Origin of the sequence: Microcoleus sp. A2-C3, from assembly GCF_036706065.1 — a bacterium.
In the GTDB taxonomy this organism is placed as follows: Bacteria; Cyanobacteriota; Cyanobacteriia; order Cyanobacteriales; family Microcoleaceae; genus Microcoleus.
Window position 1 is genome coordinate 1 of the sequence record NZ_JAUBVX010000052.1, and the last position, 19365, is coordinate 19365.

Annotated in this window: 19 protein-coding genes and 1 pseudogene; 11 read left to right on the forward strand and 9 right to left on the reverse strand. The window is 44.9% G+C overall.

Translation table 11 applies throughout. The annotated features are described in order from the left end of the window. Positions 1-73 precede the first annotated feature (73 nt). From QUB66_RS23430 to QUB66_RS23455, 6 genes and pseudogenes are all read left to right on the forward strand, one after another. Positions 74-337 (forward strand): annotated as a pseudogene (locus QUB66_RS23430) (ATPase); the annotation flags it as partial. Positions 338-526: 189 nt separating this feature from the next. Then, the gene (locus QUB66_RS23435) at positions 527-1123 is read left to right on the forward strand and encodes a Uma2 family endonuclease (protein WP_332969926.1); all 597 of its coding nucleotides are present in this window, start codon (positions 527-529) and stop codon (positions 1121-1123) included. Between the two features lie 342 nt (positions 1124-1465). Further along, positions 1466-3205, forward strand: a complete 1740-nt coding sequence (locus QUB66_RS23440; protein WP_332969927.1) for a hypothetical protein — start codon at positions 1466-1468, stop codon at positions 3203-3205. 265 nt (positions 3206-3470) lie between these two features. After that, the gene (locus QUB66_RS23445) at positions 3471-4967 is read left to right on the forward strand and encodes a DUF1565 domain-containing protein (protein ID WP_332969928.1); all 1497 of its coding nucleotides are present in this window, start codon (positions 3471-3473) and stop codon (positions 4965-4967) included. A 552-nt stretch (positions 4968-5519) separates the two neighbouring features. After that, positions 5520-5855 carry a photosystem II reaction center protein Psb28 gene (gene psb28 / locus QUB66_RS23450; protein ID WP_265239688.1) on the forward strand — a complete coding sequence of 112 codons (336 nt, stop codon included), beginning with the start codon at positions 5520-5522 and terminating at the stop codon, positions 5853-5855. An 84-nt stretch (positions 5856-5939) separates the two neighbouring features. Beyond that, positions 5940-6446, forward strand: coding sequence for a MogA/MoaB family molybdenum cofactor biosynthesis protein (locus QUB66_RS23455; protein ID WP_265239691.1), 507 nt, complete (start codon positions 5940-5942; stop codon positions 6444-6446). A 93-nt stretch (positions 6447-6539) separates the two neighbouring features. Here the strand turns inward: QUB66_RS23455 and QUB66_RS23460 are convergent, their stop codons facing one another. From QUB66_RS23460 to QUB66_RS23470, 3 genes are all read right to left on the reverse strand, one after another. Beyond that, positions 6540-6926: a tautomerase family protein gene (locus QUB66_RS23460; RefSeq protein WP_332969929.1), complete on the reverse strand. Its 387-nt coding sequence runs from the start codon at positions 6924-6926 to the stop codon at positions 6540-6542. A 167-nt stretch (positions 6927-7093) separates the two neighbouring features. After that, positions 7094-7417 (reverse strand): hypothetical protein, encoded by a 324-nt coding sequence (locus QUB66_RS23465; protein WP_332969930.1) that lies wholly within the window; start codon positions 7415-7417, stop codon positions 7094-7096. Positions 7418-7630: 213 nt separating this feature from the next. Further along, positions 7631-8566, reverse strand: a complete 936-nt coding sequence (locus tag QUB66_RS23470) for a class I SAM-dependent methyltransferase (RefSeq protein ID WP_265239495.1) — start codon at positions 8564-8566, stop codon at positions 7631-7633. Positions 8567-8825: 259 nt separating this feature from the next. Between QUB66_RS23470 and QUB66_RS23475 the strand changes: the two genes are divergently transcribed. After that, the gene (locus QUB66_RS23475) at positions 8826-9728 is read left to right on the forward strand and encodes a hypothetical protein (protein WP_332969931.1); all 903 of its coding nucleotides are present in this window, start codon (positions 8826-8828) and stop codon (positions 9726-9728) included. A gap of 193 nt (positions 9729-9921) precedes the next feature. Here the strand turns inward: QUB66_RS23475 and purU are convergent, their stop codons facing one another. From purU to thyD, 3 genes are all read right to left on the reverse strand, one after another. Beyond that, positions 9922-10776, reverse strand: coding sequence for a formyltetrahydrofolate deformylase (gene purU / locus QUB66_RS23480; RefSeq protein WP_332969932.1), 855 nt, complete (start codon positions 10774-10776; stop codon positions 9922-9924). Between the two features lie 118 nt (positions 10777-10894). Continuing rightward, positions 10895-11920, reverse strand: a complete 1026-nt coding sequence (locus QUB66_RS23485; protein WP_332969933.1) for a nucleotidyl transferase AbiEii/AbiGii toxin family protein — start codon at positions 11918-11920, stop codon at positions 10895-10897. Positions 11921-12150: 230 nt separating this feature from the next. Then, on the reverse strand, positions 12151-13077 hold the full coding sequence (thyD, locus tag QUB66_RS23490; RefSeq protein ID WP_332969934.1) for a thylakoid membrane protein ThyD: 927 nt from the start codon (positions 13075-13077) through the stop codon (positions 12151-12153). Positions 13078-13225: 148 nt separating this feature from the next. Between thyD and QUB66_RS23495 the strand changes: the two genes are divergently transcribed. Then, on the forward strand, positions 13226-14857 hold the full coding sequence (locus tag QUB66_RS23495; RefSeq protein WP_332969935.1) for a DUF3352 domain-containing protein: 1632 nt from the start codon (positions 13226-13228) through the stop codon (positions 14855-14857). Positions 14858-15208: 351 nt separating this feature from the next. Here the strand turns inward: QUB66_RS23495 and QUB66_RS23500 are convergent, their stop codons facing one another. From QUB66_RS23500 to QUB66_RS23510, 3 genes are all read right to left on the reverse strand, one after another. Then, complete coding sequence (locus tag QUB66_RS23500) at positions 15209-15406, reverse strand: hypothetical protein (protein ID WP_172187588.1); 198 nt, start codon at positions 15404-15406, stop codon at positions 15209-15211. A gap of 197 nt (positions 15407-15603) precedes the next feature. Then, a complete protein-coding gene (locus QUB66_RS23505; RefSeq protein ID WP_265238078.1) occupies positions 15604-16020 on the reverse strand; it encodes a tetratricopeptide repeat protein in 417 nt (138 codons plus the stop codon). A gap of 248 nt (positions 16021-16268) precedes the next feature. Further along, positions 16269-16622 (reverse strand): HesB/IscA family protein, encoded by a 354-nt coding sequence (locus QUB66_RS23510; protein WP_265238087.1) that lies wholly within the window; start codon positions 16620-16622, stop codon positions 16269-16271. A gap of 329 nt (positions 16623-16951) precedes the next feature. On the opposite strand from QUB66_RS23510, the gene QUB66_RS23515 reads away from it, so the two are divergent. From QUB66_RS23515 to QUB66_RS23525, 3 genes are all read left to right on the forward strand, one after another. Then, the gene (locus QUB66_RS23515; RefSeq protein ID WP_332969944.1) at positions 16952-18601 is read left to right on the forward strand and encodes a DUF6930 domain-containing protein; all 1650 of its coding nucleotides are present in this window, start codon (positions 16952-16954) and stop codon (positions 18599-18601) included. Between the two features lie 139 nt (positions 18602-18740). Next, positions 18741-18968 (forward strand): hypothetical protein, encoded by a 228-nt coding sequence (locus tag QUB66_RS23520; RefSeq protein ID WP_332969936.1) that lies wholly within the window; start codon positions 18741-18743, stop codon positions 18966-18968. Between the two features lie 45 nt (positions 18969-19013). Continuing rightward, the gene (locus tag QUB66_RS23525; protein ID WP_332969937.1) at positions 19014-19331 is read left to right on the forward strand and encodes a type II toxin-antitoxin system PemK/MazF family toxin; all 318 of its coding nucleotides are present in this window, start codon (positions 19014-19016) and stop codon (positions 19329-19331) included. Positions 19332-19365 lie beyond the last annotated feature (34 nt).

Below are 19365 nucleotides of genomic sequence, written 5' to 3' on the forward strand. Positions count from 1 at the left end.
TTTTTATTGTCACAATCAATTATTGCATATAATTATATCATAATAAGTGTAGATAATGATTTAGGATTGCTATATATTATTGCCCGAAGATTTGAAAGATGTTTTACAGCAGCAATTTAGCCGCCTATCGGAACTCGAAAAACAAGTCCTCTCCTTGTTGGCGAAAGCAAGCGATGCAATTAATCTCACCCAATTACTAGAAAATAGCCGAATTCCCGCCTCAGATTTGGTAAATGCGCTGCAATCTTTATCGCGGCGCTGCTTGATTGAACAACAAGCAAATTTTTACACGATTTCACCTGTACTGAGGCAATATGCAATAAGACTCGGCGGTTGAAACCGTATGTCCAATCTTAAATACCCCTTTATTTCTTAGTCCCTCTGAACTCGGACATCGTTTTTGTAGATGCGGTTGAAACCGCCGTCTGATCTGTAACTTAATCATATCTAATTTTTATTAATGAGTAATCCCTGTATATGTTATACTAAGGCAGGGCTACTGATTTTTATTCGGAGCATTACGCCCATGATCGTACAAGTTTCAGAACCAATAACAACTCTTAAAGAAGAACGCTTTACTTTACCAGGTTATTATACCTGGGAGCAATTTGAGGCGCTAGAAACCTTAATAGAAAATGCCCCAGGATTGCGAATAACTTATTTAGATGGGTGTGTGGAGTTTATGACACTAGGCGAAGACCACGAACAGATAAAAAGTGTTTTGGCTATATTTATAGGACTTTACTTTTTTGAGAAAGGGATTAATTTCATTCCTGTAGGGAGTGCAACTCGCAGAAACCAGGCAAAAGATGTATCCTTTGAACCTGATGAGTCTTATTATATAGGTTCCAGGAAAGAGCATCCCGATTTAGCCGTGGAAGTAACGATTTCTAGCGGTAGCACAAATAAACTAGCTAAATATCTGCGACTTCGCATCCCAGAAGTTTGGTTTTGGGAAAATAATCAGTTGGCTGTCTATCGGCTGCGCGACGATGATTACGAGCAAGTTTCAAGAAGTGAGTTTTTGCCGGAGTTGGATTTAGAATTGCTGGTACGCTGCGTTTTGATGCCTTCAATAATTGAGGCAAGGACTGAGTTTCTCAATGGAATTCGGCCGCAGTAATTGAGTTAATTAATAGGATTTACGCAATGGACACAATTACTTAGGCAATATACCGCCATAAGACTCGGCGGTTGAAACCGCGGCTACTAGACCTCTTGCAAAAGTCCTTTTAATCAAATTTTGGAACGGGCAAGATGCCCATTCCAAAAGAAAAAAAAAAATTGTGGAATGGGCATCTTGCCCGTCCTAGCTATTTTTGTAAGAGGTCTAATGTATGAACGATCGCGATTGGGAAGCACTCGCTAACCAAATTCACATTGCGATTACAGTAGCAGAATCTTTGCAAGGTAAACTGGTTCGCGTTGTGCGTCCTTCACATTCTTTCCCAATCTAAAATCTAAAATGGTATTAATAGCCCGCTTGCACAAGTTTCTGACGGCGACTGTGGATGAAAAATCCCGATCGCGCACAATATTTTGGTTGACTCTGAGCTTGACATTTGCCGCAATTTATGGTTTGTTAGGCATCCAGCAAGCCTTTAGCGCCGAGTATGTGGTGCAAGACGATGCGAGACAGCACGTTTTCTGGATGATGCGGTTTGTCGATCGCGAATTATTCCCCAACGATTTCATCGCTAACTACTTTCAATCAGTCGCTCCAGCAGGATACAGCACGCTCTACAAAATAGCAGTAACAATTGGCATTCACCCCCTATTATTGCACAAAATATTGCCGCTATTTCTCGGCTTAATCTCCACTTATTACTGTTTTGGACTTTGCCTAGAAATGCTGCCGGTGCCGCTGACTGGATTTATAGCATCTTTGCTGCTAAATCAGCATATCTGGATGACTGACGATTTGGCTTCCGCAACGCCCAGAGCTTTTATTTACCCGATATTTCTCGGCTTTTTATATTATTTATCCCGGAATTCGTTGCTACCATGTTTGGGGGCTATCGCCCTAATCGGACTATTTTACCCTCCTTACGCCTTGGTGGCTGCCGGAATTTTAGTTTTGCGGCTGCTAAGCTGGGAAAACGGCCGTTTGCACTTGTCGGGCGATCGCACAAATTACCTATTTTGCACTACAGGCTTGGGAATAATCTTTTTAGTAATGCTGCCCTATGCCTTAGATAAATCTGAATTTGGCCCGACTTATACCGCAGCCGAAGCCAAGAAAATGGGGGTATTTGCACCAGACGGCAGAAATGCTTTTTTTCGTCCAAATCCGGTAGATTATTGGCTGACTGGTAGGGGCAGCGGGATGTTTCCCAAGTCGCTGTTTACGCCTGTAACTCACTGTGTGGCGCTGTTATTTCCGCTGTTGCTGTTTTGGCGATCGGCCTTTCCCTTAGCGAGTCGCATTACTAGCAAAATCTGGCTGTTACTTCAGCTATTTTTAGGATCATCGGTGATGTTTTTAGCGGCTCACGCCACCATTTTTAAGCTTTATCAACCTGGACGCTATACTGCGTATAGTTTGCGATTTATTATTGTGTCGATAAGTGCGATCGTCCTAACGTTAATTATCGATGGAATCTGTAATTGGGCATTAACCACCGAAACAAAATTTCACTTCAAAAATTTAGTTGTACTAATTACCACAGCCATAATCCTTGTTGCCGTTGTTTTTTATCCCTGCTTTGTTGAAAAGTTTCCTATAGTCGGGTATATAGAAGGTAAAATGCCCAGTTTGTACAGTTTTTTTCAGCAACAACCTAAAGATATTCTGATTGCTTCGATCGCCTCCGAAGCCGACAACATACCGACTTTTAGCCAGCGTTCTGTTTTGGTGGCAAAGGAATATTCAGTGCCGTATCAAAAAGGCTATTATAGCAGATTTCGGCAGCGAGTTAGCGATTTAATTCGCGCTCAATATACGGACGATCGGGCTGTTTTGCAAAACTTTATTAACAGCTATGGAATTGATTTTTGGATGCTCACTCGGAATGCTTTGACTCTGAAGTATGTAGAAGATTACGGCTGGATGGATGACTTTGATGCGACACCGGAGGCGATGCTTGCTCTCAAACAAGGGAAAATTCCCGCACTAGCTCCAGCAATGACAAGTTGTGCTGTTTTTCAGAATGAAACTGTAGTAGTTTTGGAGGCATCTTGTATTGTGAAAATGACTAAAAATTGAGTTTGTAGGGTGCGCAATGCGCACCAGTTGACTTAGACACCGGTGCGCAGTGCACTACAAATTATTCAATTTTACAATCTCAAATCGAATTACTGCTGTGTAGGGGCAATCCCCCCTGCGGTTGTTGCTCCTGATGGGTGATATTACGGATATCCTGCAAGTAAATAATCTGCGAAATTAAAGGTGAATATAGATCCGGGGTCAGCTTAGTAGAGAATGAAAAGTACACAAAGGCCCGATCACAAATTATCCATACAGCAAAAACATGGCAACACTTTACGTTAACCCGCAAACAGGCAGCGATGCAGCCGCCGGCAGCCAATCGGCTCCCTTGAAAACGATCGCCCGCGCGATCGCCCGCGCTGCATCGGGAACAATTATTCAGCTAGCACCGGGAACTTACAGCGCAGCCAGCGGCGAACAATTCCCCTTAGAAATTCCCTCTGGAGTCAAAGTTATCGGTAGCGAAACTAACAAAGGAAGCGGCACTCTGATTCAAGGAAGCGGCAAATTTGTCAGTCCCACCGCAGCCAGTCAAAATATCACCATATTGCTAGAAACCGATGCCGAATTACGCGGCGTAACTGTGACTAATTTGGAGAGTCGCGGCACCGGAGTCTGGATTGAGTCAACTGCTCCCACAGTGGCTAACTGCACTTTCACACTTTGCAAGCGCGAAGGTGTTTTTATCACAGGTTCGGCGAATCCTGCGATTCTCGACAACAGATTTGTACAAAACTCGGCTGCTGGGGTAATCGTGGCGGAAACTGCTAAAGGCGTACTGCGGCGCAATGTTTTTCAAAATACTGGTTTCGGCATTTCTCTGCAAGACAAATCTGCTCCTTTGATTGTTGATAACCAAATTTTGGAAAATCGCTCCGGTATTGTTTTATCAGGGGAATCTAAGCCCGTTGTGCGGAAGAATCGCATTGAAAAAAATACCGAAGACGGTTTGACTGCTGTGGGGAAATCGCTGCCAGATCTTGGTACGGCTCAAGATTTGGGGGGGAATATTTTTGCGAATAATGGCGAATTTGATTTGCAAAATGCGACTACTGCTAAGATTTTTGCACTGGGAAATCAGCTCAATCCTTCGCGAGTAAAAGGTTTATTTGAGCTGGGAAATGTGACGCCAACTCCAACTCCAACTCCGACTCCAACTCCAACTCCGACTCCAACTCCTGGGGGCGTAAAGTTTAGCGATATCAGCACGCACTGGGCTAAGGATTTTATCGATCGCCTCGCTAAGATGAATATTGTCAGCGGGTTTCCCGACGGCACTTTTAAACCTGATCAGAGTTTAACTAGAGCTCAGTATGCAGCGTTGCTGGCGAGGGCGTTTGACTTGCAGCCGCGCCGTGAAGCGACGGTGTTTAAGGATGTGGCGGCGGATTTTTGGGCGCAAAGTGCGATCGTCAAAGCGAATCGAGGTGGGTTTTTGGTTGGATATCCCGATCGCACGTTTCGCCCGGAACAGAATTTGACTAGAGCTCAGGCGATCGTATCATTGGTAAATGGCTTGCAGTTTACGGGCGGCAATCCTAATTCTTTGAGCGTTTATGCCGATCGGGCTTTAATTCCGAGTTTTGCCACCGACGAGATCGCAACCGCCACAGAGCGCAAAATCGTAGTCAACTATCCCGCGCGCGACAAGCTTTCCCCCGCCCGCGACATCACCCGTGGCGAGATATCCGCCCTCGTCTACCAAACTCTCGTAGCCACAAACCGGGCACAACCCATTAACTCTCCCTACATCGTCTAAGGCAATTGGGAGAAAGGGGACAAGGCAGAGTTGCAATCAACCTCTCTCCTCCTCCCAAGTCTTGACTTCCGAGTGTCCAAATCGTTTTATAGAGAATACCCTGAAAACCCTGTGACTTTAGTCCAGGGATGAAAGGGCGTCGCAGGATTTATCCTGCCTATTAAATATACCAATTGCACAAATATCTGGCAAGTGTGCTATCATCAAATGAGTCAAAAGTTGCGAATTTTGAGAAATCAAGTATCTAGCTTAACAGCAGTACGGATGCTCAAAACAATTAATCACAACTAATACTAAGATTCTGAGCCTATTAAATCGTCAGTAATAGACGTTAAAAACCTACCCCCGGACTGGAGGAAAGTCACGACTGAGGAGCTAGTTGTAAGACTAGGATAGCAGACCGCCATTTGGCAAAAGGATTGCGCCCGGAAACCCTAGCAATAGGGATATTAAGGCTGAAAAGTCTTAAGAATCCCCGTCGCTTTAGCGCGGGGAGTGTCAAGATTAAAACATTAAGAAATTAAGCAATTTTTAAGGTTCAACTCTCAGATTATGGCTAAAATTCAATTCTCCCGCGGTATAGACGAAGATACTGTGCCTGAAGTCCGCCTAACCCGTTCTAAAAGCGGAGCTCAAGGCACTGCGACGTTTATCTTTGAAAATCCCAAATCTCTGAGCAACGATAGTACCCAAGATATTACTGGAATGTACATGATGGACGAAGAAGGGGAACTTGTGACTCGCGAAGTTAAGGCTAAGTTCATCAACGGTCAACCTGCGGGTTTGGAAGCTCTTTATCTCATGAAAACTGCCGATGAATGGGAACGCTTTATGCGTTTCATGGAACGCTACTCGGAAGCAAACGGCTTAGGATTTAACAAGGCATAATGGGTGGTTGGTAATTGGTAATTGGTGATTGGTAAGGAAGCCGATCGCCAGTTGCTGGTTGCCGATTACTTACGACGAGAAACTATGACGCAAATTCCTCACCCCGATTCATCTAAAATAACCGTCAATTGTGCTATCATGACTGTTAGCGATACGCGATCTCCTGACACAGACAATAGCGGTTTGTTAACAAAAAAGTTGCTAAAAGATGCCGGTCACTCTGTGGTAGCTTACACTGTTGTTAAAGATGATGCCGCAAAAATTGTATTGCAAATGCAGGCGTTTTCCCAGCGCGAAGATGTGGATGCGATTATTTTGAGTGGCGGGACGGGTATTTCTCCACGAGATACTACTTACGATGTGATGGAGAGTTTGCTGGACAGGATTTTACCGGGATTTGGGGAGATCTTTCGGTATTTGAGTTATCAAGAAATTGGTTCGAGGGCGATCGCATCTCGCGCCGTTGCAGGCGTGTATCAAGGTAAGTTAGTCTTTTCTCTTCCTGGCTCTAGCAATGGCGTAAAACTAGCTGTGGAAAAGTTGATTTTACCAGAATTAGTTCACTTGGTCAAGCAGTTGCGGGGAAGTTAAGGGCGATCGAGCTTTTTTAACTGAGGGGAGAGATTGGCAGTCGATCGAGCTTTTAGTCGATCGACCACTTTCTGCTAAGTTAAGGGCGATCGGCTAGACTTCGATTTTATAGTTGAGTTGATGCTCGTCGCCGGGCAAACCTCGAAAACCCCAATTGTGCTTGGGATTCTCAAAAATCGTGATTTCTAAATCCTGTGGGGAAATTCCAAAGGGCTGTAATCGCTCAAACATTAAACGAATCAACTGCTTTTTTATCTCACCACTGCGTCCTGTAATCATGCTCACCTCAATGATAGTGTAACGTTCTGTGCGCCCTGTAGGATAAAAAAAATCAGAGGAGTCGAACAGAAAGAATCGATGTGAACGTTTATCGGGTGGATATTGGAGTGCATCTACGACACAGGAATTAATAACATCAGAGAGTTGCGGCTTAATGGGATCGAGATACTGTCTCAAGCCGGAGATTTTAACCTGTACCATAATTCAATGTATGACAACAACTATCTATTAAAACCTAATTGCCTCGCATTAATTTGCCGATTGCACATAAATTTCAGAGTGCAACTAAGTTGGTAGTGAGGACTGAAGTCCTCATAGTTTTATGTTTTACGAAGACTGAAGTCCTCAATACCAACCTAGATCAAACATCATGCTATGAAAATCCCAGCAACTTTATCTTCATTCATAGTCATGCGTGCCACAAATTCATCTCCACCATCTGCAAAACTTAGCTTCCACAAATAAACCTGCAAACCATCTTGTGTCAACTCACCAAAATAACTAATTGAATAGCCGTTTTGCAGACGATAACCGAGTTCATCACTAACATGATCGAACATTTCTTGTGTAATGCCGGCTTTGTAACCTGCATCGCCCACGGTGGTAAACAGCTCGTAATTTTTTGAGGCAGTGGCATCCAAAATAACCTGCAAACAATCAATGACGTTTTGAGGAGGGGCTGTCGGGTTCATGATGATGTCCTTTATTTAGAGTTCTATCAAAATGATCTAGCTTAGCTAAGATTGCTGTCTAAGTATTAATTCTACTACATTTGCGATCGAATCCAGTTTGGCATCGTCATTGACGCGCAAAAGTTTTTACACATCAACCTTTACTTAAATAGAGTAGGACACGGCAATGCCATGTCCTAACCCAGCATCTGTAATTCAGTCAACTGAAAACCGCTATATCGCCTCAGCAACAATAGTCCGATGTCGGAGAGTATTGCGAGTGATTGTCGGCGCTGCAAAACCAGAATCTACCAAAGCCTGCTCAATATCCAACCCAAAATACTGATCCAAATAAGGCTCCGTACTCTTGAGCAAAGTCAAAATATAAGGAGGCATTTTGGCATAAACTTCCGACTGAGGATTCATATCCATAATTGTCAAATGTCCGCCAGCGCGAAGCAAACGCCGAGCTTCCCGAAATATTTCTTTAGTAGCTTTCTGCGGCAATTCATGACAAACTAAACAAATAGAAACCAAATCAAAACGACGCGCAGTCAAACCAGTAGATTCAGCAGCAGCGTGAAGCCAAGTCGGAGATTTTTGATTGGGAAATTCAGATTTTCGTTGTTGGGAACGGTATTGAGCAACTGCCAAAAAATAAGGCGACAAATCCACCCCAGTCATCTTTGCTTCCGGGTAAACATCCCCAAGCGCAAACGTACTCATTCCCACACTGCATCCCAAATCCACAATATCTTGGGGTGCTTTGCCAATTTTAGCTTTGACAATTTCGTGATAACTGGCGCGGAGTTTCGCATCACCATCTGCACCCGCTTCGGGCCAAATTCCCGCATGAACTGCACGGGCTGCAACTTCAACTTCTGTCGCAGCTTCCCAACTCATATTACCTTTTTCGTAAGCGTGGAATGAAGTTAGATAATATTTTGGGTAAACCAGATTGGGATTTTCTACGCTGAGCAATTCTGCATCCCAATTGCGGGCCAAAAGTGCTTGCGCTTCTTGTCGCCAATGCACTCCGATTCTTTCAGCTCTTTTGATCATCATTTCCCGCGCTTGGTGCTTGGCTAGGGCGGCCAAAGGCTTGATGGAGAGTACGCCATTTACTAAACGCGAGGCTAATCCCGGAGTTTTGTTAACTGCAACAGTCATATTTTATATTTTTCTGTTTTGCGCTATCTACTATAACATATATATGTCATTTTTCGTGATTTGAGACAATGAAATTTTACAAGCTTCGTAGTGAGGACTTTAGTTCTTTTTTGGATGCTGACTCGCATTCCTCACTGCAAGCCAATCTGACTATGAGCATTAGATCTCATCTGAGATTACCGGAAAATCTGGAATCGGATTTGGGGGAGTTGGAGTATTGGGAAGAACACTATCAAATATGGTTATTTAGGAGTTTGTCGTGAGCAAATCAATTGTGGAATTGGTTGACAATTTGCCGGATTCTGGGATTACTGTGATGATGCTCAAATCCCTGGATTTTGTGGTTCCGGGGGAGTGGAATAATCTATCTGGTTTTGATCATACTATTCGATCGCTCACAGGGGAAACCGATCGCGCTTTAGTGGAAAAAATTCGCGCCAGGGCGATCGAGCTTTACGCCAACTCCAACGAGCCCTATCAAGACGCAGTCAAGCTTTACCAGCTTGCAGACAGCGCCGACAGTGCCTTGGGTGCCACCGCTATGGCGAATAAAATCGGCGAAAAAATCGGCTTTCTCTCCTTCATGAGCCGCCTGACTCCCAAGGCTGACACCACTCAAACGATCGACTTATGCGTCAAAGTGGCGATCGAACTCATAGTCTTTTGCAAACTTAACAATATTTCCCTTGACAACGTGGGAAGCTTTGCCAATCATTTATCACAATACAAAGACGAATCTCTGATGCGGATGGCTGCATTAGTATGCGCTGACGGTTTAATTCCCCTCGGCCCGGACTTCCTTAGAGTAGCGCAAAACACCATAGGCGGTTTAAATCCTTCAACCTTGCAGCAAAACTCAACATTCCAAAACATCAGCAACCTAATTCCCGGCGCAAATAACGCCCAAAAATTCGGATTCATCACAACAACCTTCGCCTCAGCCCAAGGTTGGATGAACAATTTAGTGGTATCTCGTGGCTTAACTCCCGCCACAGTTTTAGGCAACCTCAAGCAATACGTCGATGTTACCGATGACAAATTGGATTATGTCGCCGCATTTTTGGACATGACTACCAATTATTATGAACATACCGGAATTCAGACAGTTGCTCGCCAATTGATCGATCGCGCTTACGCCGAAACATTATTCCCCCGAATGTAAGTTGCCGAGATAAATCAAATGCGAGGAGCTATTTCATGCACCTCGCATTCCCCGGATTGCTTATTATACCTCTTACAAAAATAGCTGGACAGGCAAGAGGCTTGTCCCGAAAAAATATTTATTTTTTCTTGTGGGATGGGCATCTTGCCCGTCCCAAAATTAGAGCAACGCACTAGCAATTAAAGTCAAAAATTCAAGCAAAAACAACAGTCCGATTACCATAAATTAAAACACGATTTTGTAAATGATATCGCACCGCCCTTGCCAAAACAACCCTTTCTAAATCTTTACCTTTACGAACTAAATCAGACACTTCATCGCGGTGACTCACACGCACAACATCTTGCTCAATAATCGGCCCTGCATCTAAATCAGGTGTCACATAATGGGCAGTTGCACCAATAATTTTCACTCCTCTTTCATAAGCCCTTTCGTAGGGATTTGCCCCGACAAAAGCTGGCAAAAATGAATGGTGAATATTAATCACAGTGGGAAACTTCACCATAAAGTCTTGACTCAAAATTTGCATATATTTCGCCAAAACCACCAAGTCAATATTATAATCTTTAAGAATTTCTAACTGTTGTGCTTCTTGAATAGCTTTATTATCTTTAGTAATGGGAATATACTCAAAGTCGATACCATATTGTGCAGCAATCGGCTTTAAATTTTCATGATTACTGATAATCAGCGGAATTTCACCCCGGATTTCTTGAGAACGTTGTCGCCAAATCAAGTCTAATAAACAATGATCTTGACGACTTACCCAGAGCGCAATCCGTCGCACTTTATGGGAAAAATGTAATTGCCAATCTGCTTGTAAATCCTTGGCAAGTTCACTAAAAGCAGGTGTGATTTCTTCGATATTTAAGTCAAAACCGTCTAATTGCCATTCCAGACGACTTAAAAATAATCCGGCGGTAAAATCTGTATGGTGATCGGCGTGGATAATATTGCCATTATGGGAGGCGATAAAATTAGCCAGTAAGGCGACAAGTCCTTTGCGATCGGGACAGGAAATTAAAAGAGTTGCAGTAGGGCTAGTCATGGTATAATAAAAAAAATTTTGAGTTTTGAATTTTCACTTAATTATATCATTATCATCGTGATATGGCGATCGCAAATCATTAGTGAAAACAGATCAACCCAGTTTTCCACGTGCAGAACTAAATCAAGTCAAAATCCTGCACATCTTCGCTAAAAGTCCTGACTGTTAACTCCTTCCCTAAATCCTGAGCTAGTAAATCGATACCGTCAATAACTTGATTTGGCTCTGCAATACTCAAAACCTCATAACACTTTTCCCGATATTCAGGACGTTCTTGGAAATACTGAATCGATCGCCCTAGCGGCTGCATAACTTGATAAGCAGCTTCAGCTTTGTCGATCGCCTCTTGAGGAATAGCACTCGCCAACCTGAGCATTGCCAAATCGATTAAATCTCTCGAATTTACCCGATCGCTAGGCCATCGATCCGCATTAGCCAACAATTTTTCCGCAAAAATATCGACTAAATTCAAACAAGGAACAGGCGACCAACTTGGATAAATCGGTTCACCAAACTCAATTCGTCCTTCACAAACCATCTCAAACTTAATCGTTGTCCCCTCCACAATCACCGGAAATCTGATACCGTACTGGTTCGTTTGAATGTCCTGCGGCAAAAAAATGCCGCTGCGCCCCGAAAAAATCGCATCATAGCCGCCTTCAGCAACTTGACGGCGCAGCAAACGGTAGCCACCATCCATCGGACACATAAAATCAATATCCTTACTCAACCGATATTCCCCTTGCTGCATACTTACCAGCGTTCCGCCGCCAAAGTAAGCGCGACATTCCTGTAGAAATTCTACGTTTAACAGGCTGAGTACAGTTAAGATTTTTTGATGGAATTCGTGTTTAAAGGTAGATCGATCAATCACGTTATTTTCTGAAGTTTCTGGCGAGGGACAAATCCTATCAAGTTCCGCCACCAACCAAGACTGATAATATTGGCTGATTTCTGTAATAAAAGACAGTTCCTCCGAGCTAGGTTTTCCCAAAACTCCCCAATAATCCCAGCCCGATTCGTAGCGGCACAGCATTTCTTTGAGAGTCAAATGTTTGACATCAGCAATTTGCCAGCAGATAGCCTGAAGAAATGGGAGATGTGCGGGAATTTTAAATGCGGCTTGCACTTCTTCTTTGTTCATAAATTTTTTCTTTTTTAATGAACCACAGAGGGCGCAGAGAGCGCAGAGGAGCGAGAAGAGAGAAAAGACAAGAAGACAGGGCGGTTGAAACCGCGTCTATACAAACAAAACCCGCCTCCGCGGGTTGAAGACCATGCGGATAAAATTGCGTTATTTTATTAAGGGAGCGGAGGCGGCCATCGTTTGTGTAGGGGCGGTTTTAACCGCCATCTTATCTAAAAACGCAGGATTTAATGACCCGCCAAAATCTCTTCAAGTGCTAATTTCAGCGTCGGATACTGATAGTGAAAACCGCTAGCCAAAGTTTGTTTAGGCAAAACTTTCTGCCCTTCCAAAACAACTTTAGCACCATCTCCCAGCAGCAATTCTAAAGCAAAACTTGGCACCGGCAACCAAGAAGGCCGACTTAAAACTGCCCCTAAAGTTTCGCACAATTCATTCATCCGCACTGGATTCGGTGCTGTCGCATTCAAAACGCCTTCAACTTGCGGATTTTGCAAGGTGTACAAAATTAAATCGACCACATCCTCGCGATGAACCCAAGAAAACCACTGTTTTCCTGTCCCAATTGGGCCGCCTGCAAATAGTTTAAAAGCCGGCAGCATTTTAGCCAACGCGCCTCCCATTCCCAAAACTATCCCCAGCCGCAAAATTGCTAGCCTTGTGCCCGCATTTTTTGCAGGTTGCGCCGCTGCTTCCCACTCTTTGCAAACTGTTGCTAAAAAATCGTTTCCCGCAGGGCTGTTTTCATCAAACTCGGCCGTTTCGCTGGTGCCGTAATAGCCGATCGCCGATGCGCTCACAAATACCGATGGTTTAGGATTAGCATTGACGATCGCCTCTACCAATTTTTCCGTCGTCAGTTTGCGACTGTCCAAAATCGCCCGCTGGCGCGCCTCCGTCCACCTTTCCTCCGCAATCGGCACCCCAGCTAAATTGACAACAGCGTCGCAGCCCGCGATCGAGTTTTGCCAATCACCAGACTCCGCCGGAGTGTAGGCGACAACTTCCAAATTCGGATAAGCTGAAGCCGGAAAAACTCGCCCAGCCTTCGCCGCATCCCTGCTCAAAACCACCACTTGATGTCCCGCAGCTTGCAGTTTCTCCACCAGCCGGCTACCTACAAATCCCGTTGCTCCCGCGATCGCTACTTTCATCTTCCTTCCCGCACTTCATATCAACAGCAGTTTACACGATCGCCCAAACCCGTTTTAAATTCTACAAAAATAAACAGCAAGCTCGATCGGCTCACCACAAGCCAAGTCTATCTAGTTAAACTGATATGGGACGCGAGGAACACAAACCATGCCTGCAAAAAAATCAAAGCTTCTAATTGCTGCCTCCATCGTCGCAGCAGGTAGCGCTGCGGTCTACTTTTACTTCCAGGGTTTGAGCCAACAAGTCTCCAACCCCCAAGAAAGCGCCAAAGTTATACCAGACGAAGCAACGATGGCCGCCTTCATCTCCCCCAATCCCCAAGCGCTGTCCCAGTTGCAGCAATTTGGCACCCAGGGCGCTCAAAAGTTGGTCGGTCAGGGTTTGAAGACCTTTCAAGAACAAAGCTTGGCAGGCACTCAAATCGACTTTGAGAGGGACTTAAAGCCTTGGCTGGGGGGGGTGATGGTCGCTTTGTTGCCGCCGGATGCTGGGGCAACAACCGAGGCTCCTAAGCTGCTGGTTGTAGTCAGCGTCAAAAATAAAATTAGCGCTTGGAATTTTGCGAATAAATTAAAATCTCAGCAAGGTGCAACAATTCAAGAAACTGAGTATAAAGGAGTGAAAATTTCGGAAATTGCAGAGCCAACCGGCAAGCGCTACAGTGTGGCTTTGCTAAATGACCAATTAGTCATGGCTCCTTTGAGAAAACCTGTGGAATTGGCGATCGATACTTTTAAAGGAGCACCCTCCCTCGCCACGCAGCAGAGTACAACTAAGTTTTTTTCCGAGAGTGCTGGGGTCAAGAATCCGATCGCAACTATTTACATTGCTAACTATCCTGCCGCCATGCAGCAATTGAAAGCTAATTTACCAGATGATTTTCAGTTGCCTTCGACAGTGCTTTCCCAGTTCAAACAAGTTAAGTCTTTGGTAGCGGGAATTGGGGCGGACAGTTCGGGATTGAGAATCAAAACTATCGCTCAGTTAGACCCTAAATTCGTGCAGCAAAAGCCGCAAGTCGCATCGAAATTGTTACCCAGATTTCCCGGTGAAACCATTGCTGTAATAGGTGGCAATGGCATTAATCAATTTTGGTCGCAGGCGACGACAGAGGCAAAAGATAGCCCCGAAGTAGACAGGGGAATTCAGCAGGTGAGGAGTAGTTTTAAACGGTTGGATTTGGATGCGGATCGCGATGTTTTTGGATGGATGAATGGGGAATTTGCGATCGGGGCGATCGGTTCGGATCAAGGTATTTTGTCTCAGTTGGGGATGGGGGCGGCGATGATTTTTGAAACGAGCGATCGCCCCGCAGCGGAAGCCACCCTGAAAAAACTCGATGCGATCGCCAAAAGCAATCCCACAGTCAGCGTCGCCCCCAGACAAGTCCAAGGAAAAGAAGTTACAGAGTGGACAATACCGCAGCAAGGCACTTTATTCGGGCACGGTTGGCTGAATGAAAATTCTGTGTTTGTCGCTTTCGGCGGCCCTTTAGTCGATGTCATCACGACAACGCCACCGCAACCGCTAAGCAGCAGTGCGAGTTTTCAGGCGATCGCCACTTCTTTACCGCAAGCCAACCAAGGTTACTTTTACATAGATATGGAAAAAGCCATGTCTTGGGCTAACCGTTATTTACTCGCAGTACAGCCCAATTTAGTTTCGCCACCAGTCGCTGATTTGCTCAATTCTCTCCGAGGAGTCAGCGTAGCCACAACTTCGACAGAACCGACAACTGCTCAGCTTGAAATGCTGTTTGCCTTAAAATCTCACAATTAGGCGATCGGGAATTGGTAATTGGCGATCGGTAATTGGTAATTGGTAATTGATAATTAATAATTGGTAATTGGGAATCGGTAATCGGGAATCGGTAATTGGTAATTTTTCTATCCGTTAAATCCGTTACAAAATCCGTTGCCGAACTTCTATCCATTACATCCGTTAAATCCGTTACAAAATTCGTTGCCGAACTTCTTCCTTCTGACTACTGACTACTGACTACTGACTACTGACTACTGACTACTGACTACTGACTACTGACTACTGACTACTGACAAAAAAAAGATGCTGCCTCTCAATCGAGGGCAGCTACTTTAGTAAAGCATTTTAATGTCTCTCAAAACTTCAGGATTAACCTTCAGACATTCCCGATTTATTTGGCAATTGCAAATCATCAGGATCTACATAATGACAAACTGCTTTGTCCATGCAAATCAAGGCCCAGCCGGATTTATCTATGCTCATCAACTTGTAAGAAGCGGGCTGAATAAAGAAACCTTTGTGGTTGCGGGTTGCTGGTTTGATGTTAACGTGGCTGTCGTTGCTCATATCGTTACAACTCCTAGTATTTGTGGTAGTCAAGTCTGAAAACCGCTGTGCCGGTTTGTCGATCGTCTAAGTTTTCAAATACTAGCACTGCCTTTCTGAGTTTTACATAAAGTTATTTATTGATTTATTACGAAATTGTAATAAATTCCAAAGCCGATTTCGTTGATCCCCGACACAAAATCGACTTTTTTACGCGGTTACGGCTCCATAAGCCACTGTTTAACGCGGGCGAGGCTCTTCCAGTCCGGTTTTCGGCTTAGTCCTTCTTCAAAATTCTTTTTAACTTCGTCGAACAACTCATCGGAAGCCATCAGGAGTTGCTGAGCGACTTCTACGTGGGGGCGCACCCCTTTTTCTTTGAGATCGAGGATCGCGATTGCTAGGTTGATGCGAGCTTGGGGGTCGTGAGGGTTCAATTTAACGGCGGTTTTCGCTGCCTTTTGAGCCGATGTGGGTTTATTTTCCAGCAGGTAAAGCCAGGAGAGGCTAGCCCAGGCATTGCCATTTTTGGGGGATTTCTCGCACAATTCTTTGAACACGGGGATCAGATTAGCAGGGGCTTCGCCAGCTTGATAGCGATCGAAACCGTCTTTAAACATTTCTTCAGGGGTCATTCGATTTTGGATTTTGGATTTTGGATTTTAGATTGACTGAAAGCATCCGTGCGGGACACCAGAAGTCAATCTGATGTTCTGCAATTTTGGATTTTGGATTCAATAATTGCTCGAAAGCATTGGGTAGGGGACAAAGGAAGTCAATCCGAGGCTAATGATCGATCGCGCTATTGTCAGCGAATTCTCACCAACGCCGGTTGAGACCAATTACCAATGCCCCAGACCCATGTCCCAAGCAATTTTCCCATTTAAGCAGAAAAAGAACTGCCGCAGCCGCAAGTTTGAGTGGCGTTGGGGTTGGTGAACTTAAAGCCGCCGCCGATCATGGAATCGCTGAAGTCGAGCACCAAACCGTAGAGATAAAGAATGCTCTTGCGATCGCACACTACCTGAAAACCCTCGTAGTCAAACACTTCATCATCAGATTTCACAGTGCTGGGGTCTGCGAAATCCATCACGTAAGACATACCAGAACAGCCACCCTGGCGCACCCCTACCCGCAAGCAGAGGTCTTTACCTTGTTTTTCTCGAAGAGCTAAAACTTGACGAACAGCAGAGTCCGTCATTTGAATGCCCCGCTGTTGGGAAATTGCTTGAGTCATAATTTGTCGAACTCCTGAGACTGTCCAATGCTAAGAGTTTAATCTTATTCATCCATTGTACAGGGCAGAAGGAAGTCATTAGTCATTAGTCATCAGTCATCAGCCAGTAAATAGTCAACTGCCAACTCTCAACTGCCAACTCTCAACTGCCAACTGCCAACTCTCAACTCTCAACTGCCCACTGAAGGCAGAATTTTGAGTTTTAAATTTTTAATTCCCGCAGCGCCTTCCCAGCTCGATGTCCTCTCCCCCCATAGGGTTTATGATTGAGAAGCAGCGGTTGACCCTTTGTGGCACCGCAACAATGCTTCACCCAACGGGCTTACTCTATGGCAGCGCTGAATCGCTCTACTTTTCGTCGGCTACAAAACTTACCTCAAATTCCCAGCGTGTGGGAGGGCGATCGCCGACCGTTATCTAATGCTGACTCCCACATGATGCTAGAGGACGACGACGATCCAGAAGCCGGTGGCGAGTGCATTCTCTGGGTGGATGGCTCTGAAGGCATCGTCAGGGCTATGGACATGGTTGGCCCAGATGCCGGCCCAGAGGCGATCGTCCGGGCTCTGCTGCGGGCAATGGAACATCCCCAAAGTCCGGCTCCCGCAGTCCGCCCCCAAAAAATCGTAGTTAAAAACCGAGAAATTCAATTTTATCTGCGGGGCGTACTTCAAGATTTAGGGATTTCCATTGACTACGTACCGGAATTGCCCCTAATTGATGAAATATTTCGGGGCATGGAAGAAGTCGCTGTCAATCGGCCTCCCGAATTACCGCCTGAGTACGCCGAAGTTCTAATGGAAAAAGCTGCTCAAATTTGGCACGATGCTCCGTGGCGGACTTTGAGCGAACACCAAATTATATCGATTGAAATCAATCAATGGGATGTCGCCAGCCTCTACGTGTCCGTATTGGGCCAAGGCAGAATGGATTACGGAGTTTTGCTGTACCGCTCTCTAGAATCCTTGAAGCGGTTTCGAGAGCGAGTCGTCAATGATGACTCTTTTGAAGATTTAGAACAGGCTTTCTTAGGACAGGACTGTTTGTTTCTCACCTTTGAAAGTGCCGGCGATTTTGATGAAGATGACGAAGAAGACGAAATTGATTTAGCCGATTTGCCTCCATCGGAAATTGAACCGAATTTTGGCAACCTCCATCCTTTAGAAGGATTGCGATCGATTCTTTACGAAGAAGAAGCCCTGACGATGTTAGTTGCTCTCGAAGCATTTCACCGCTTTTTCCGCAACGGCCGCCGGAAATTGGGAGCAGATACATTTCCCACTCTCAGCAGTCGCTACCGCATCCCAATTCCACAGTCAGACGGAGAAATTCAACAAATCTCCGTTAAAGTTTCGACTATGCCCGAAGTATCTGACGAATTATTACAGATGCTTGGTGACGATGATGAGGACGATGATGATGATGATGACTTTGAAACGCCGTTGCTGCGGGACGATTTGGTACCGCCGAATTCATTTTTGAGTCTGGGCGCAGTACCTTGGGATACGATAGACTTTCTGCGCGAAAATGTCCAATTTCACCAAGGTGCAGAAGGTGATATTAATGCCGCCGGAGATGGTTTGCCAATAATCATGATTCAAACTTCTCATCCGAAAGCGAAAACTATGATTCAGGATTTGAAAGAAGCTGGAGGGGTGAAGGCAATTGGTTTTAATCCGGGCGAAAATCCTTTTCAGGAGGAGGAATACGACTTGGGTATTTTGCAAACTAAAAATGGGGATTTGTATCTGTTTGGGGAGTTTAATGAAAATGATCCCGTCCATAAGGAAGCTCGCAAGAAGTGGGATCGACGTTGCAAATCAACTAATGGTTGGTGCGGTTTGATTATTGCTAAAGGGTTGATGGGTGCTTCTCGTGGTCAGCCTCAGCTTAAGGATATGATCGCTTTGCTGGAGGTACGCTGGGTGTCGGCTAAAGATTTGGGAATTGGGCCGCTTCAGTTGATGCCGATGTTTTAAACGAAGGAAGAAGGAAGAGGGAAGAAGGAAGAAGGAAGAGGGAAGATGTAAAAGTAATATGTAAGGTGCTCTTCGGCGCACCCTACTTGTTGAATTATTCAGGAGAATTATTATGTCAAATTCTACTCAAAAGTGAGAAGTGTTGGTCGCCCTTGACGCCGAATTCGCTGACAAAATAGACCAGCTTACTGATAATTGGACGGAGGCGATCGAACAAGCTCTCCGTCTCTGGTACGCTAAGCAAATAGAAGATAAGTTGCGGAAATTTTATCTAAACCGCAGTCAAGAAGATATTGACTTTGAAGAAGAATGGGCAACATTTGCCGAGGAACAAATGGAAGAAATTTTAAGAGAGGAAGGTCTTTGATACAATGACAGAAGCTTATCCGCAACAAGGCGAAGTTTATATCTTGTGAGAGCTTTGCGAGCAATAGAAGATACTAAAAAACGTCCTGTTGCTGTCGTTTCCATAAATAGTCGCAATGAATTGAGCCGTACTGTACTGATTGTGCCTTTTACTAGCGATTTGAGCGGGGGGGAAACTCCGACTCAGATTTTGATTGCTGCCGGGGTAGGAGGGTTAGAATCGGACTCACTCGCCGTCTGCGAGCAAATTCTAGCAGTCCAAAAGACTTATCTGGAACAAGGCCCTTACGGTGAAATTAGTGCGGATTTTTTAGGGAGAATTCAGAGAGGGGTACAAGTGGCGATCGGCATTTACGCACTTTGAATGTTTCGGAAATTCTAAAATTTGTTACAATCTG